This window comes from Enterocloster sp. OA13, from assembly GCF_022440595.1.
GTDB classification, from domain to species: domain Bacteria; phylum Bacillota; class Clostridia; order Lachnospirales; family Lachnospiraceae; genus Enterocloster; species Enterocloster hominis.
This window is the reverse complement of record NZ_JAKNTF010000001.1, coordinates 2,446,999-2,462,116: the sequence shown is the minus strand read 5'-3', so window position 1 is coordinate 2,462,116 and position 15,118 is coordinate 2,446,999. Positions and strand designations below refer to the sequence as shown.

The window sequence follows — 15,118 nt, the reverse complement described above, 5'->3', positions numbered from 1 at the left end:
GCATGGAAGCATATGCGTTGACAGACATAGGCCAGGTCAGATCCATGAATCAGGATTATATCTACTCGTCGCCGGAGAGGGTTGGCTCCCTGCCCAACCTGTTTTTGGTGGCGGACGGGATGGGAGGCCACCAGGCCGGGGACTATGCTTCCCGGTTTGCGGTTGAGAACCTGGTAATCTATATTAACAGGGAAGGAAAAGGCTCCCCTGTGATGCAGCTGAAGACAGGGATAGGAATCGTGAATGAACAGCTGTATGAGGAATCCCTCCTCAGGGAAGAACTGAAAGGCATGGGCTGCACCCTGGTGGCAGGGGTGGTGGAGGATAACCTGCTCTATGTTGCCAATGTGGGGGACAGCCGCCTGTACCTGATACATAACAAAACCATCCGACAGGTCACGAAGGACCACTCCTATGTGGAGGAAATGGTTGCCATGGGGCAGATGCGCCGGGGCAGCGCGGATTACAACAGCCGCAAGAACATCATTACAAGGGCCATGGGCATCGGCAGGGATGTGGAGCCGGATTTCTTTGAGGTGGACCTGGAAGAGGGGGATTACATCCTTCTCTGTTCGGACGGACTGAGCAACATGGTGGATGATGAATCCATACGCAGGATCATAACAGGAGAGGGCAGCCTTAAGGAAAAGGCATCGCGCCTGATTCAGGAGGCCAACCGCCAGGGCGGTATTGATAATATTGCGGTGGTGCTTGTGAATCCGCTGGGAAGGGAGGATGGCTTATGCTGAACCCCGGAACATACCTGCAGAACAGGTACGAGATATTGGAGCGCATCGGTTCAGGCGGGATGTCTGTTGTGTATAAGGCCCAGTGCCATACATTAAACCGTCTGGTTGCCATCAAGGTCTTAAAGGAAGAATTTGCCTTTGACGAGAATTTTGTCAGCAAGTTTAAGATGGAGGCCCAGGCAGCGGCACGCCTGTCCCATCCTAATATTGTCAGTGTTTATGACGTTGTGGATGAGGATGTGCTGCACTATATTGTCATGGAGCTGATTGAGGGCATTACCCTTAAGAATTACATTGAGAAGAAGGGACATCTGGAGAGTAAGGAAGCCATCGGCATTGCCATCCAGGTTGCCCAGGGAATCGGGGCTGCCCATGAGCAGCATATCATACACCGGGATATCAAGCCCCAGAATATGATCATATCCAGGGACGGCAAGGTTAAGGTGGCGGATTTCGGGATTGCCAGGGCCGTTTCCACCCAGACCATGAACGCCACTGCCGTCGGATCGGTCCATTATATATCCCCGGAACAGGCCAAGGGCGGCTACTGCGATGAGCGCAGCGATATTTACTCCTTTGGCATTACCATGTATGAGATGGTGACGGGAAAGGTCCCGTTTGAAGGCGACAACACGATTACCGTGGCATTGGCCCATCTGGAGGAACCGGTGACGCCCCCAAGGGTATATGTGCCCGAGGTGTCCCATGCCCTGGAACAGATCATCCTCAAATGCACCCAGAAGCGACCGGAGCGCCGCTATTCAAATGTAACGGATGTCATAGCCGACTTAAGGAAGGCGCTGATGGAGCCTGACTGCGATATCTACGCACAGGAAGAGGAGGAGGATGAGTTTGGCAGGACCAGGTCCATATCCAGGGAAGAACTGCTTAACCTTCAGGAAAGCAGGAAACCGGCCAGGGGAAGCCTTGGCGAGGAGGAACTGAGGGATGACCACCCCGATCCTTCATCCAGAAACCGCAGGGAACGCAAAGGCCCTTCCCACCTGACATCCAGACAGAAGGACAAGGACGTCAGCACGCAGTTTGAGCGCATTGTCACTGCCATCGGCATTGTGGCGGCCATCATCATCGTGGCCGTGGTCCTGTTCGTGTTTTCAAGGCTCACAGGCCTGTTCCGGGCGGGAACCAGCGAAAAACCCACGGTGGCTGTAAGCACGGAAGCGGAGACTGCCAGCCTGGAGGTCAACATTACGGATAACCAGACCTATGTGCCCTATATCCTCAGCATGACGGAACAGCAGGCCAGGGAAGAGCTGGCACAGGTGGATCTGAAGCTGGAAGTGACGGGAAGTGATTATTCGGATAATTATGCGGAAGGCCAGGTCATGGCCCAGACCATTGTCCAGGATACGGTTGTGGATAAAGGAAGCACGGTGGGGGTCACCTTAAGCAAGGGGAGCGATAAAGTAAACCTTGGCACACTGAACCTTACGGTGCTGACTGTCCTGGATGCATCCAGGCTTCTGGAGGAAAAGGGACTTGTGGTGGATGTAAAGGAAGAATTCAGCAATACGGCGGCAGCGGGAACCATCCTGCGCTTCAGTCCGGAGACTGCCAAGATAGGGGAGCGTGTGACCCTTTTTGTCAGCAAGGGAGTGGAGAATGAGCAGGGCAGGGTGCCCAACCTCATAGGACAGGACCGGGTTTCGGCGGACGCCCTCCTGGCTGGTTCAGGGCTTGTGACCGGCAATGTGACAACGGAGCGCAGCGATACGGTGGCGGAAGGACTGGTCATCAACCAGGTGCCGCTGCCGGATACCATGCTGGCCCCGGGCACTCCTGTGGATTATGTGATAAGCGGGGAACCGGACGCATCGGAGACAGAGGCGTCCCAGTACTATCTCAGCTCCATCGACACCACCTGTTCCCTGAGCAATTATATAGGCCCGGCATCCCAGACCAGCAGCGTCCGGGTGATGATCCGGCTGAAACAGACGGTTAACGGGGATGTGGTATACACACCGCTCATGAAGGAAAGGCTTGTAGTAGGGGCGCAGACCATACCTGTGGTGATTCCCAGGATTAAGGGCGCCTATGGCGTGGACAGCGGTACCGTGGAAGTGGTGGACGCAGGAAGTGCGGACCTGACTGTAATAGCATCCTATCCGGTAACATTTTTCCCGGTGGGATAAGAGGAGTTTATGACTGGTAAGATAATTAAGGGAATTGCAGGTTTTTATTATGTGCATGATGGTAAGGACCGGATTTATGAGTGTAAGGCAAAAGGAATTTTCAGGAATAAAAAGATAAAGCCCCTGGTAGGGGATAATGTGGAGTTCTCGGTATTGGACGAGGCTGAGGGGGAGGGCAATATTGACGCCATCCTTCCCAGGGCCAATGCCCTGGTGCGCCCGGCAGTGGCCAATATAGACCAGGCCCTGGTGGTCTTCTCCCTGACCCACCCGTCCCCCAACCTGAACCTGCTGGACCGTTTCCTGGTCATGATGGAAATCCAGCAGGTTCCGGTCATCATCTGTTTCAACAAGATGGATTTAGGGGATGATGAGCTGATGGGGACCTACAGAAGCATCTATGAGGCAGCTGGATATGAGGTGAAATTCATCAGCGCCATTGACGAGACAGGTGTGGAAGAAGTGAGGAAAATCCTCAGAGGAAAAACCTCAGTCCTGGCAGGCCCTTCGGGTGTGGGAAAATCCTCACTGACCAACTGCATCCAGCCCCGGGCAGCCATGGAGACAGGGGATATCAGCCACAAGATTGAGCGGGGAAAGCATACCACCCGCCACTCCCAGCTGTTCTATGTGGAGGAAAATACGTATATGATGGACACCCCGGGATTCAGTTCCATGTTCACCCCGGATCTGGAAGAAGGGGAACTGAAGGATTATTTTCCCGAGTTTGCCCAGTATGAGGAAGACTGCAGGTTCCTTGGGTGCGTCCATGTGGGCGAGAAGGTGTGCGGGGTAAAGGAAGCGCTAAAGGACGGCAGGCTGAGCCGGAGCCGCTATGGGAATTATCTTCTGATGTATGATGAGCTTAAGAAAAAGAGGAGGTATTAACAATGTACTATAAATTGGCGCCGTCAATCCTGGCGGCTGATTTTGGCAGCCTGGGCGCCCAGGTCAGGACCGTGGCCCAGGCAGGGGCTGAATACATCCATCTGGATGTGATGGACGGGGCCTTTGTGCCCAGCATTTCCTTTGGGATGCCGGTCATCAAGAGCCTGCGTTCCTGCACGGACGCTGTTTTTGACGTCCATATGATGGTTGAGGAGCCGGGACGGTATGTGGAGGATATGAAGGCCTGCGGGGCGGATATCATAACGGTCCATGCCGAGGCCTGTACCCATCTGGACCGTGTGGTGAACCAGATTAAGGATCTGGGCTTAAAGGCAGGCGTTGCCCTGAACCCTGCCACGCCCATCCAGGCGCTGGACTGTATCCTTGACCAGCTGGACATGGTGCTTATCATGACCGTGAACCCGGGCTTTGGCGGCCAGAAATTCATTCCCTACACCCTTGACAAGGTAAGGGGGCTCAGGGCAAGGATTGACCAGCTGGGACTTCCTGTGGATATCCAGGTGGACGGAGGCGTCAGCGCCCGCAATGTGAAGGAAATCATGGATGCGGGCGCCAATGTGTTTGTGGCTGGTTCCGCTGTGTTTGGCGGTGATGCGGCTGCAAGGACAAAGGAGTTCCTGGAGATATTCAGCTCCATGGAATGAGCCTTTGCAGGAACCCGGACAATGGATGAATCAAGTATGATTGACCAAGTAAGGAATAAGTGATATGAAACGATGTCTGATCATTACCGGCGGAAAACTGGACCTGGCTTTCGCCGGCTCTTTTTTGGAACAGGAACATTTTGATAAAATAATCGCGGTGGACGCCGGGCTGGAGGCCGTAAAGGCCCTGGGGCTGGAACCGGACATGATTGTCGGGGACTTTGACACGGTGAAGCCCGGTATACTTGAATATTACAGACAGAAGGAACACATTATCTGGGATACCCACCAGCCGGAAAAGGACGAGACCGACACCGAACTGGCGCTTTTGAAGGCCCAGGCCACGGGCTGTACCCAGATAGTGATACTGGGGGCCACAGGCGGGCGCATGGACCACATGCTGGGCAATATCCACCTGCTGTTCCCCTGCCTCCAGAAAGGGATAGAGGCCTATATCCTGGACAGCCAGAACCGGATATACCTGATTGATGGTTATCATACCTTCAGGAGCAGCGGGCTGTGGGGCAGATACGTTTCCTTCCTTCCGTTGACCGAACATGTGGACGGCATCACGCTGACCGGATTCAAATATCCTCTTTCCGACAAGGATATTGAAATCGGTACCAGCCTGTGCATCAGCAATGAGCTGACCGGGGAGGAAGGCACCATCAGCTTTACGGACGGCGTGCTGATTGTGGTGGAATCCCATGACTGAGACGGCATCCATGCCCTGACAGAACTGGACTGGTTAAAAAGCATAAAACTGGATATTTATAACACTCCACTCCGGTGATAAGATATGGACCATGAAGTCCATGGATTGAATCATCATAAAAATAAACCGCAGTGCGGTCCAAGGAGTGAAAGAGTATGAAAGTGAACCAGATAACAGCCAGGGGATATGCGGGGGCGGAGGATAAGCATCTATATAAGCTGGCGCTGACAGGGCTGTTTGCAGCCATGTCCTATGTTGTATTTACCTTTTTGCAGATTAAGATTACCCTTCCGGGCGGGGACGCCACGTCCATTCATCTGGGCAATGCGGTGTGTGTGCTGGGCGCCCTTGTGTTAGGCGGTTTTTACGGCGGCCTGGGCGGAGCCATCGGCATGACCATCGGTGACCTGTTTGACCCGGTCTATGTGGTATATGCGCCCAAGACATTCATCCTCAAGCTGTGCATCGGCCTGATAACCGGCCTGGTGGCCCATAAGCTTGGCAGGATTAACGAAATCAGTGATAAGAAGAAGGTATTCCGCTATGTACTGGCTGCGGCTGTGTGCGGACTGCTGTTCAACGTGGTATTTGACCCCATGGTGGGATATTTTTATAAGCTGCTGATACTGGGGAAGCCCGCGGCCCAGCTGGTACTGGCATGGAACATTACCAGCACCTCCATCAATGCCGTGACCTCCACCCTTGTTTCCGTGGCAATCTACATGCCCCTTCGCAGCGCCCTCATACGGGCCGGACTGTTTGACAGGCTACGATAGTTAGGAGATATATATGAGTGGATACCGTCAAAAGAAGATTGCAATGATAAACGATTTATCCGGATATGGCCGCTGTTCCCTGACAGTGGCTATCCCCATCATATCCGCCATGAAGGTGCAGTGCTGTCCCATCCCCACCTCCATCCTTTCCAACCATACCGGTTTCCCGGTCTATTTCTTTGACGATTATACCGGGAAGATGCCGGCATATATTGAAAAATGGAAAGAGCTGGATCTGTCCTTTGACGGGATTGTCAGCGGGTTCCTGGGCTCGGAGGACCAGATTGGGATAGTGATGGATATGATCCGTGATTTTGGCCATGAGGACACAAAAATCATCATCGACCCCATCATGGGCGACCACGGGGAGACCTATGCCACCTATACACAGGCCATGTGCAGGCGCATGAAGGCCCTGGTATCCATGGGGAGCATCGTCACCCCCAACCTGACCGAAGCCTGTATCCTGACGGACAGGCCTTTCCGCAAAAAGGGCTGGACAAGGGAGGAGCTAAAGGAGATGGCAAGGGATATCCAGGCCATGGGACCAGGCTCCGTGGTCATAACCGGCGTGAACCAGGGCGGCTATCTTGTGAATGTGGTGGCGGAAGGGGAACGGGAGATCTCATTCCCAAAGACAATCCGGGTGGGCCAGGAAAGGCCGGGAACTGGGGACGTGTTTTCCTCCGTGGTGGCAGCGGCAGCCGTCAGGGGATGGAAGCTTGAGGAAGGGGTACGCCTGGCAGCCTCCTTTGTCAAGCAGTGCATCAGGCGTTCCGAGGAATTAAACATTCCCACGGCCAACGGGGTGTGCTTTGAGGAAGTAATGGACGTGCTGATCCACGCGGTCAGCAGCAGGCATGAAAGCGAAAAATGTTGACAGTTCCGGCTTCTGATAGTATGATGTTAATGAATCGTTAATAAAATAGGATGCGATAGAGGCGCGGTAAACATCAGTACCCGTACACGACATAAGTCAGGGAGCGTATGCATACGTTCCACGGCCGGCAGGCCGGGCGTACAGGGAAAGGGTTTTCCGCCGAAACAGGTTCCGTCTGCCGGCGGGATGTGTTGGGATACAGTCTAACAGGCTGTGTACTCTCACTTAATCAAAGTGGTGGCGCTATTGGTTGGTTCCGTCAGAGGATACCGGATATGGAAGCAATGGCCTTGGCTGTTGCTTTTTCTTTGCCGAAAATCCACATCAGCATCCAGACTAAAGACAAGGGGGATTCAACAAATGACAGATTTTTTAAACTGGCTCAACGGTGAGATCATATGGGGGCCGCCATTAATCGCACTGATCATCATTACCGGTGTTTACGTCACGGTGCGGTCCAGGTTTTTCCAGGTGTGCCATCTGGGTTACATCTTTAAGCGCACCCTGGGCTGCATCCTGCGCAAGGACCATGTTCAGGATGAAAACGATAAGGGACTTTTAAGCCCTTATGAGGCCATTGCCACCGCGGTAGGCGGTTCCGTGGGCTTTGGCAACATTGCAGGCGTGGCAACCGCTGTGACCACGGGCGGACCGGGCGCCGTGCTGTGGATGTGGCTTACCGCCTTCATGGGCATGCTGATTAAGCAGGTTGAGGTTACCCTGGCTGTTTATTACCGCCGCACCGACGAGGAGGGCAACCCTTACGGCGGACCCACCTACTATATGGAGTACGGGCTTGGGGAGGAGCGCCATTGGGGAAAGAAATGGCTGCCCCTGGCATTTATATTCGGCCTTGGCATCTTTTCCACCTTTTTCATCAGCGCATCTAATTTTACCACCTCCGAGGTGCTGGCACAGTCCTTTGGGGTAAAGCAGGAGCTGGCCTCCCTGATGCTGGTCATCTTCATCTATGCCCTGATCTGGAGGGGCGTTAAGAACCTGAGCAAGATCTTCGTCAAGCTGGTGCCTGTGATGAGCCTTGGCTACATGCTGTTCGGTATCTTGATCATCATCCTTAACATAGGGAACCTGGTTCCCACCATTGCCTCCATTTTTACCAATGCCTTTACAGGAACCGCTGCCATGGGCGGATTTGCAGGCGTTACCGTGTCAAAGGCCATTGCCACAGGCATGCAGAGAAGCGTATACTCCAACGAAGCCGGCTGGGGTACCAGCCCCATGGTACACGCTTCCAGCAAGACCAGGCATCCGGTGGAGCAGGGGCTTTGGGGTTCCTTTGAGGTTTTTGTGGATACCTTCATCGTATGTACCATCACGGCCCTCAGCGTACTGATCACAGGGGAATGGACCTCCGGCGCAACCAATGCGACCCTGGCCCTCAATGTGTTCCAGCACAGCCTGGGAACATTCGGGACCGTGTTCATGACAGCCACCATGGTCATTTTCTCCGTTACCACTTCCGGGGGCTGGTATGTGTACTATGAGGTTACCCTGCGCCACCTGGCCAAGGACCATCCGGTGCTGAAGAAATGGCTGCTTATGCTGTTCAAGTATTTTTACGCCCTGCCGCCGTTCCTCCTTACCCTGTACCTGATTAACGTCGGGGACCTGAGCATCTGGACCCTGGTGGATATCACAAGCGGCATCCCTACCTTTATCAACGTGTTTGTCGTGCTGATCCTGTCCGGCACCTACTTCAAGCTGTTAAAGGATTATAAGGCCCGCTACATGGGCATCGGAACCCTGGATGAGGATATCCCCCTGTTCTATGAGGATAAGAAGAAACTGGAAAAGACAGAATAAGGAGACACATAATGAGGATAATATACCGGAACGGGGCCGTGTACACAGGGGAACTTCCCCTGTGTGAGGCCTTTGTGACAGAAGGGAACCGGTTCGTATACGCCGGGACCAATGAAGGCGCCATGGCCTTTAAGGAGGAAGGGGATGAGGTAAGGAAGCTGGACGGCCGTTTTGTCTGTGCCGGATTCAATGATTCCCACATGCATCTCCTGAACTACGGCAATGCGCTGCGCATGGCGGATCTGTCTGCCCACACTTCATCCATGGGCGCCATGAAGGAATATATGAAGGATTTCATCCTTGAAAATAACATCAGGCCGGGAACCTGGGTCAAGGGCCGGGGATGGAACCATGATTACTTTGAGGACGGCAGGCGTTTCCCAGACCGTCATGACCTGGATGAAATATCAGAGGATCACCCCATCTGCCTGACCAGGACCTGCGGCCATGCGTGCGTGGTCAACACCAAGGCCCTGGAACTTACCGGAATCACAAAGGACACGCCCCAGGTGGATGGCGGACGGTTCGAGGTGGATGCGGATGGAGGACCAAACGGCATTTTCCGTGAGAACGCAATGGATCTGATATACAGCCGCCTGCCGGAGCCGGACAAGGAGGATATCAAGGAAATGATCCTCGCCGCATCCCGCGCCCTGAACCGCTACGGGGTCACTTCTTCCCAGACCGATGACCTGCTGGCCTTTAACAATGTGCCCTATGAGCGGGTATTGGAAGCATACAGGGAATTGGAGGCAGAAGGCCGCATGACGGTCAGGGTATATGAGCAGTCCCAGTTCACAACCTTAAAAGACCTGAAAGGATTTCTGGAAAAAGGGTATAATACCGGATGGGGAACCCCGTGGTTTAAGATCGGACCATTAAAAATGCTGGGGGACGGCTCATTGGGCGCCAGGAGCGCATACTTAAGCAGCCCCTATGCCGATGACCCGTCTACCTGCGGTATCCCTATATTTACCAGGGAACAGTTTGAGGAGATGGCCGGGTATGCCAACTCCCGTGGGATGCAGGTGGCCATCCATGCCATCGGCGACGGGATACTGGATGACATACTGGCTGCATACGAAAAAGCCCTTTCAGAGTGCCCAAGGCCGGACCACCGCCACGGTATCGTCCACTGTCAGATAACAAGGCCGGACCAGTTAAGGAAATTTGAGGAGCTGTCCCTGCACGCCTATATCCAGTCCATTTTCCTGGATTACGATATCCATATCGTGGAAGAGCGCATCGGGAAGGAGAGGGCCGCATCCAGCTATAACTTTAAGACCCTGTATGAGACAACCCATGCATCCAATGGCTCCGACTGTCCGGTGGAACTGCCGGATGTGATGAAGGGCATCCAGTGTGCGGTGACCAGGACAACGGTAAAGGATCATGTGGGACCGTATCTCATGGAACAGGCCATGAGCGTTAAGCAGGCCCTTGATTCTTTTACAATCGAAGGCGCCCATGCTTCCTTTGAGGAAAATGAAAAAGGCCGGATTGCGCCGGGCTTGGCCGCGGACTTCGTGGTACTGGACGCCAACCCCTTTGATGTGCCTGTCCATGAACTGGCCCGGATTCAGGTGGAGGCCACCTATGTGGACGGCGTATGCTGTTATGCGAAACAGGGCTGATGTCATGGGATGCACTAAAAATCAGTAAAAAGGGGCTTTTATTTACCTGGAAAATGTTATATACTTTGTAACAGTACAGGAATGCCTGTCTTTTAATGGAAGGCAATAAAAGGCATTACATCAAGGAAACCCAGGAGGAATACCATGTTAGATTTGAAGTTTGTAAGAGAAAACCCGGACATCGTCAAACAGAACATTAAAAATAAATTCCAGGAGGGCAAACTGGCGCTGGTGGACGAAGTGATTGCATTGGATGCAGAAAACCGCGTCACCCAGAAGGAAGCAGACGACCTGCGTGCCAGCCGTAACAAACTGTCCAAGGAGATTGGGAAGCTGATGGCACAGGGGAAGAAGGAGGAGGCTGAGTCCGTCAAGGCCCAGGTAAGCGCCAACTCCACCCGTCTGGCCGAACTGGAGGCAAAGGAAGGGGAACTGTCTGAGAAAATCATGAAGATCATGATGACCATCCCCAACATCATCGACCCCAGCGTCCCCATTGGAAAGGATGACAGCGAGAACGTGGAGGTGGAGCGTTTTGGGGAACCGGCGGTTCCTGATTTTGAGATCCCATACCACACCGAGATCATGGAGCGCTTTGAGGGCATTGACCTGGACGCTGCAAGAAGGGTTGCAGGCAACGGATTCTATTATCTGATGGGCGATATTGCACGGCTTCATTCCTCTGTCATTTCCTATGCAAGGGATTTCATGATTAACCGTGGATTCACCTACTGTGTGCCGCCTTTCATGATCCGCAGCAACGTTGTGACCGGCGTCATGAGCTTTGCGGAGATGGACGCCATGATGTACAAGATTGAGGGGGAGGACCTGTATCTGATCGGTACCAGCGAACACTCCATGATTGGTAAATTCATCGATACAATCACGCCGGAAGCCCAGCTTCCTCAGACCCTGACCAGCTACTCCCCATGCTTCCGTAAGGAGAAGGGTGCCCATGGCATTGAGGAGAGGGGCGTTTACCGTATCCATCAGTTTGAGAAGCAGGAGATGATTGTTGTCTGCAAGCCGGAGGAAAGCCCCATGTGGTACGACAGGCTGTGGCAGAACACCGTTGACCTGTTCCGGACCCTGGATATCCCGGTACGTACCCTGGAGTGCTGTTCCGGTGACCTGGCCGACCTTAAGGTTAAGTCCGTGGACGTGGAGGCATGGTCCCCGAGACAGAAGAAGTACTTTGAGGTGGGAAGCTGTTCCAACCTTGGGGATGCCCAGGCCCGCCGCCTGAAGATCCGTGTACAGGGAGAGGATGGAAGCAAGTACCTGGCCCATACCCTGAACAATACCGTGGTTGCACCGCCGCGTATGTTGATTGCCTTCCTGGAGAACAACCTGCAGGCTGACGGCAGCGTGAAGATTCCGGAGGCGCTGCGTCCCTACATGGGCGGAATGGAAGTCATGGTCCCGAAGAAGTGATGGGTGGTTTCCGCCTGACGGATTTCATATGAACCAGCCTGACCGGCCCATATATGTGGAGCCGGTCTGCTTTTTTCCTGCATATGGTAATTCAGGTAACCATGTGCTATAATAACAACGTGTCAATGCGGATTTACTATTTCACGATAAGGAGGGAATTCTATGATAACATTTAACCATTTTAATTTTAATGTACTGAACCTGGATAAGAGCCTTGCTTTTTATAAGGAAGCCCTGGGACTGGTGCCGGTAAGGGAAAAAGAAGCTTCTGACGGATCCTTTAAGCTGGTGTACCTGGGTGACGGTAAAACTGACTTCACCCTTGAACTGACCTGGTTAAGGGACAGGACCGAAGCCTACAACCTGGGGGAATGTGAATTCCATCTTGCGTTCCACGTGGATGACTTTGATGATATCCACAAGCATCATGAAGAGATGGGATGCATCTGCTATGAGAACCCTGGCATGGGTATTTATTTCATCACGGATCCAGACGGCTACTGGCTTGAGATTGTCCCGGCCAGAGGATAGGAGGAGACACAATGGAAGAACTTGTCATGCTGCTTCTGGGTTTTGGGGTTTTACTGTTCTTTATAGGTGTGGTCCTGCTCATCATCTATATCCTTGCCTACTGGATGATATTCAACAAGGCAGGGGAGCCGGGCTGGAAAGCCTTGATTCCCATCTACAGCACCTATACCGAATATAAGCTGGTCTGGAATACGAAGATGTTTGCCGTGTTCATGGCATTTGCCGTTGCCACGGCCATCCTTGAGAATATGGACGGGATGCTGTTCCTGTATTATGCCGCATCCATCGGGACGATTGTGATGAACATCATTGCCTGTGTCAAGATGTCCATGTCCTTTGGCCACGGAACGGGATTCGCAATCGGCCTTATCCTGCTGAATCCCATCTTCCTGCTGATCCTGGCCTTTGACGGCTCCATCTACATCGGGCCGGAGGGAAAGCGCCCGCAGTCAGTGGGACAGGGATGGGATTAGGGAACATGACATGGAGATAAGAATATGTACGGAGCGCAGCCCGGAGATGATCAGCGGACTGATGCGTATCTGGAGGGATTCCGTTTCAGCCACCCACACATTCCTGACGCCGGCAGACATCGACATGATTGCAGCCTATGTTCCCGATGCGCTCAGAAGCATCCCGGTGCTCTTGGTGGCGGAGGATCAGGGTGTCATCACCGGGTTTGCAGGTATTGACAAGGAGCAGCTGGAAATGCTGTTTATCTCGCCTGACTTCAGGAATCAGGGGATTGGCAAGGCAATGGTCCAATCCATGTTCAGGGATTTTTCCGTGACAGAGGTCTGCGTGAATGAGCAGAATCCCGGCGCCAGGGGATTCTATGAACATATGGGATTCCAGGTCTATAAAAGGGATGGACTGGACGGGCAGGGGAACCCGTTCCCCATCCTCCATATGAGGAGAAGGGCGTGATTGTCCTGTATCTGCCTGCCGTGGTACCGCGTAATAGAAAAGCCCATCGGAATACATATCCATGTATCCCGGCGGGCTTTTTTCTTATCTTTTTTAAAGCCTTATACTTTTAAAGCCTTATATTTGCTGAAGCCGTATCCTTCTAAATCCAGTATCCTACTTGAATTCGCTGTACTTTTCCTCGCAGTACTGGCACCTGTATGTCTCGGTCTTCTCGTCAGCCAGATAGAATATATGGGGAAGCTCCTGCTCGATGGAAGTAATGCAGCGCGGGTTCTTGCACTGGATTACATTGGTAATCTTTTTAGGAAGCTTTAATAAGCGCTTTTCAACAATCTTGTCATTCTTAATGATGTTGACCGTGATGGTGTGGTCGATGTAGCCAAGGACCTTAAGGTCCAGGGTATCCAGCCCGCCTTCAATCTTGATGATATCCTTGCGGCCCATCTTGTTGCTGCGCGCATTCTTGATGATGGCCACCTGGCATTCCAGCTTGTCCAGGCCCAGGTGATAATAGATATCCAGGCTTTTTCCTGCCTCGATGTGGTCTAAAACAATGCCTTCCTTTAATCCGCTGATATTTAACATGGCTTTTCCACCTCCAGTAATCTCATGATTAAGGCCATACGCACATATACCCCATACTGTGCCTGCTTAAAGTAAGCGGCCCTTGGGTCGTCGTCCACTTCCACGGAAATCTCATTTACCCTTGGGAGGGGATGGAGTACATACATGTCTTCCTTGGCCAGTTTCATCTTTTTCTTGTCCAGGATATAGCAGTCTTTTAAACGGATATAATCTTCCTCGTTGAAGAAACGCTCCTTCTGCACACGTGTCATGTAAAGGATGTCCAGCTTGCCGATGGCTTCGTCCAGGTTGCCTACTTCCTCGAATTCCACGTTGTTGGCAGTGAGCACGTCCTCGCGGATATTATCCGGGATACGAAGCTCAGGCGGGGATATAAGGATGAATTTGATGTTGGGGTATCGGACCATGGCGTTGATGAGGGAGTGTACGGTGCGTCCGAATTTCAGGTCGCCGCAAAGGCCGATGGTCAGGTTGTCAAGGCGTCCCTTCATGGAACGGATTGTCATAAGATCGGTTAAGGTCTGGGTAGGATGCTGATGGCCGCCGTCGCCTGCGTTGATGACAGGGATCTGGGCCTTCTGTGCTGCCACGAATGCGGCGCCTTCCTTTGGATGACGCATGGCACAGATATCGGAATAGCAGGAAATCATGCGGATGGTATCGGCAACGCTTTCGCCCTTGGCAGCAGAACTGGAATTGGCGGATGAAAAGCCTAATACATTGCCGCCCAGATTCAGCATGGCAGCCTCAAAGCTTAAACGTGTCCTTGTGCTTGGCTCATAAAAAAGGGTGGCCAGTTTCTTGCCGTCACACACATGGGCGTACTGGGGAAGATTCTGCTCAATGTCCCTTGCAAGAGCCAGAAGGTCATCGATTTCTTCCACAGAGAAGTCTAAGGGATTCAATAAATGTCTCATGGGATTCTCCTTTGCCTTTATGAATTTATTAAAATCTTGATTTTGGGAAATACTTCGCACCCTACCAGTGCGATAGCCGGAACCTGCCAGATATGGCACTGATTTGTGCCTCGTCATATTCTTACATAGAATGCAATATAAGTCAAGTAATTTTTCGTGGCTTTTTTAAAATTTTATGATATACTGTCACAGCAGGGAATTCCATGGAAATGTGACCGGGAGGCATGGGGACATGGGCCCGTGTAAGGAATTATTAAGGAACTTTAAGGAAAATACAGAAGAACAGGAACTTGAGCCTGTGCTATACTGTACAAAAATAGGGAAATGTACACTATGGCACAGGAATATGCAGGAAAGGAGCATTGCTTTGGCAGGACAGACAGGTACGTCAGAAGCGGATAAAAGGGAACTGCCGGTGACGGGAAAGCAGGAGGCGG

15 protein-coding genes and 1 riboswitch are annotated in these 15,118 nt (G+C 52.5%); of the genes, 13 read left to right on the top strand and 2 right to left on the bottom strand.

Translation table 11 applies throughout. The features are described from left to right. Window positions 1-2: 2 nt before the first annotated feature. From MCJ35_RS11010 to MCJ35_RS10950, 13 genes are all read left to right on the top strand, one after another. A complete protein-coding gene (locus MCJ35_RS11010; RefSeq protein WP_008716414.1) occupies window positions 3-749 on the top strand; it encodes a Stp1/IreP family PP2C-type Ser/Thr phosphatase in 747 nt (248 codons plus the stop codon). Next, a complete protein-coding gene (gene pknB / locus MCJ35_RS11005; RefSeq protein ID WP_025487125.1) occupies window positions 743-2,902 on the top strand; it encodes a Stk1 family PASTA domain-containing Ser/Thr kinase in 2,160 nt (719 codons plus the stop codon). Before MCJ35_RS11010 ends, pknB begins: the two co-directional genes overlap by 7 nt. 9 nt (window positions 2,903-2,911) lie before the next feature. Then, a complete protein-coding gene (rsgA, locus tag MCJ35_RS11000; RefSeq protein ID WP_025487126.1) occupies window positions 2,912-3,790 on the top strand; it encodes a ribosome small subunit-dependent GTPase A in 879 nt (292 codons plus the stop codon). A 2-nt stretch (window positions 3,791-3,792) separates the two neighbouring features. Further along, window positions 3,793-4,455 (top strand): ribulose-phosphate 3-epimerase, encoded by a 663-nt coding sequence (gene rpe / locus MCJ35_RS10995; protein ID WP_025487127.1) that lies wholly within the window; start codon window positions 3,793-3,795, stop codon window positions 4,453-4,455. 64 nt (window positions 4,456-4,519) lie between these two features. Beyond that, on the top strand, window positions 4,520-5,170 hold the full coding sequence (locus MCJ35_RS10990) for a thiamine diphosphokinase (protein ID WP_008716406.1): 651 nt from the start codon (window positions 4,520-4,522) through the stop codon (window positions 5,168-5,170). A gap of 155 nt (window positions 5,171-5,325) precedes the next feature. After that, a complete protein-coding gene (locus MCJ35_RS10985; protein ID WP_008716404.1) occupies window positions 5,326-5,946 on the top strand; it encodes an ECF transporter S component in 621 nt (206 codons plus the stop codon). Window positions 5,947-5,959: 13 nt separating this feature from the next. Further along, entirely contained in the window at window positions 5,960-6,826 is an 867-nt protein-coding gene (locus MCJ35_RS10980; protein ID WP_008716403.1) for a pyridoxamine kinase, read from the top strand. Between the two features lie 48 nt (window positions 6,827-6,874). After that, window positions 6,875-7,080, top strand: a riboswitch (Lysine riboswitch). Between the two features lie 106 nt (window positions 7,081-7,186). Continuing rightward, a complete protein-coding gene (locus MCJ35_RS10975; RefSeq protein ID WP_008716399.1) occupies window positions 7,187-8,650 on the top strand; it encodes an alanine/glycine:cation symporter family protein in 1,464 nt (487 codons plus the stop codon). 11 nt (window positions 8,651-8,661) lie between these two features. After that, window positions 8,662-10,284, top strand: coding sequence for an amidohydrolase (locus MCJ35_RS10970; protein ID WP_025487128.1), 1,623 nt, complete (start codon window positions 8,662-8,664; stop codon window positions 10,282-10,284). A gap of 144 nt (window positions 10,285-10,428) precedes the next feature. Continuing rightward, the gene (gene serS / locus MCJ35_RS10965) at window positions 10,429-11,718 is read left to right on the top strand and encodes a serine--tRNA ligase (RefSeq protein WP_008716396.1); all 1,290 of its coding nucleotides are present in this window, start codon (window positions 10,429-10,431) and stop codon (window positions 11,716-11,718) included. A gap of 162 nt (window positions 11,719-11,880) precedes the next feature. Further along, window positions 11,881-12,249, top strand: a complete 369-nt coding sequence (locus MCJ35_RS10960) for a VOC family protein (protein ID WP_008716394.1) — start codon at window positions 11,881-11,883, stop codon at window positions 12,247-12,249. Window positions 12,250-12,260: 11 nt separating this feature from the next. Next, window positions 12,261-12,722 (top strand): DUF5684 domain-containing protein, encoded by a 462-nt coding sequence (locus MCJ35_RS10955; RefSeq protein ID WP_025487129.1) that lies wholly within the window; start codon window positions 12,261-12,263, stop codon window positions 12,720-12,722. A 10-nt stretch (window positions 12,723-12,732) separates the two neighbouring features. Beyond that, a complete protein-coding gene (locus tag MCJ35_RS10950; RefSeq protein WP_025487130.1) occupies window positions 12,733-13,176 on the top strand; it encodes a GNAT family N-acetyltransferase in 444 nt (147 codons plus the stop codon). A gap of 156 nt (window positions 13,177-13,332) precedes the next feature. Here MCJ35_RS10950 and MCJ35_RS10945 read toward each other — a convergent pair whose 3' ends face one another. After that, window positions 13,333-13,764 carry an aspartate carbamoyltransferase regulatory subunit gene (locus MCJ35_RS10945; protein ID WP_008716389.1) on the bottom strand — a complete coding sequence of 144 codons (432 nt, stop codon included), beginning with the start codon at window positions 13,762-13,764 and terminating at the stop codon, window positions 13,333-13,335. Continuing rightward, on the bottom strand, window positions 13,758-14,681 hold the full coding sequence (pyrB, locus tag MCJ35_RS10940; protein ID WP_008716388.1) for an aspartate carbamoyltransferase: 924 nt from the start codon (window positions 14,679-14,681) through the stop codon (window positions 13,758-13,760). The genes MCJ35_RS10945 and pyrB overlap by 7 nt, the downstream gene beginning before the upstream one ends. Window positions 14,682-15,118: the final 437 nt, after the last annotated feature.

What these genes read in the sequence shown, in the direction of transcription:
- pyrB (WP_008716388.1), bottom strand. Translation starts at nt 14,681, where the DNA reads ATGAGACATTTATTGAATCCCTTAGACTTCTCTGTGGAAGAAATCGAT.
- serS (WP_008716396.1), top strand. Translation starts at nt 10,429, where the DNA reads ATGTTAGATTTGAAGTTTGTAAGAGAAAACCCGGACATCGTCAAACAG.
- pknB (WP_025487125.1), top strand. Translation starts at nt 743, where the DNA reads ATGCTGAACCCCGGAACATACCTGCAGAACAGGTACGAGATATTGGAG.
- MCJ35_RS11010 (WP_008716414.1), top strand. Translation starts at nt 3, where the DNA reads ATGGAAGCATATGCGTTGACAGACATAGGCCAGGTCAGATCCATGAAT.
- MCJ35_RS10975 (WP_008716399.1), top strand. Translation starts at nt 7,187, where the DNA reads ATGACAGATTTTTTAAACTGGCTCAACGGTGAGATCATATGGGGGCCG.
- rsgA (WP_025487126.1), top strand. Translation starts at nt 2,912, where the DNA reads ATGACTGGTAAGATAATTAAGGGAATTGCAGGTTTTTATTATGTGCAT.
- MCJ35_RS10970 (WP_025487128.1), top strand. Translation starts at nt 8,662, where the DNA reads ATGAGGATAATATACCGGAACGGGGCCGTGTACACAGGGGAACTTCCC.
- rpe (WP_025487127.1), top strand. Translation starts at nt 3,793, where the DNA reads ATGTACTATAAATTGGCGCCGTCAATCCTGGCGGCTGATTTTGGCAGC.
- MCJ35_RS10980 (WP_008716403.1), top strand. Translation starts at nt 5,960, where the DNA reads ATGAGTGGATACCGTCAAAAGAAGATTGCAATGATAAACGATTTATCC.
- MCJ35_RS10945 (WP_008716389.1), bottom strand. Translation starts at nt 13,764, where the DNA reads ATGTTAAATATCAGCGGATTAAAGGAAGGCATTGTTTTAGACCACATC.
- MCJ35_RS10950 (WP_025487130.1), top strand. Translation starts at nt 12,733, where the DNA reads ATGGAGATAAGAATATGTACGGAGCGCAGCCCGGAGATGATCAGCGGA.
- MCJ35_RS10960 (WP_008716394.1), top strand. Translation starts at nt 11,881, where the DNA reads ATGATAACATTTAACCATTTTAATTTTAATGTACTGAACCTGGATAAG.
- MCJ35_RS10985 (WP_008716404.1), top strand. Translation starts at nt 5,326, where the DNA reads ATGAAAGTGAACCAGATAACAGCCAGGGGATATGCGGGGGCGGAGGAT.
- MCJ35_RS10990 (WP_008716406.1), top strand. Translation starts at nt 4,520, where the DNA reads ATGAAACGATGTCTGATCATTACCGGCGGAAAACTGGACCTGGCTTTC.
- MCJ35_RS10955 (WP_025487129.1), top strand. Translation starts at nt 12,261, where the DNA reads ATGGAAGAACTTGTCATGCTGCTTCTGGGTTTTGGGGTTTTACTGTTC.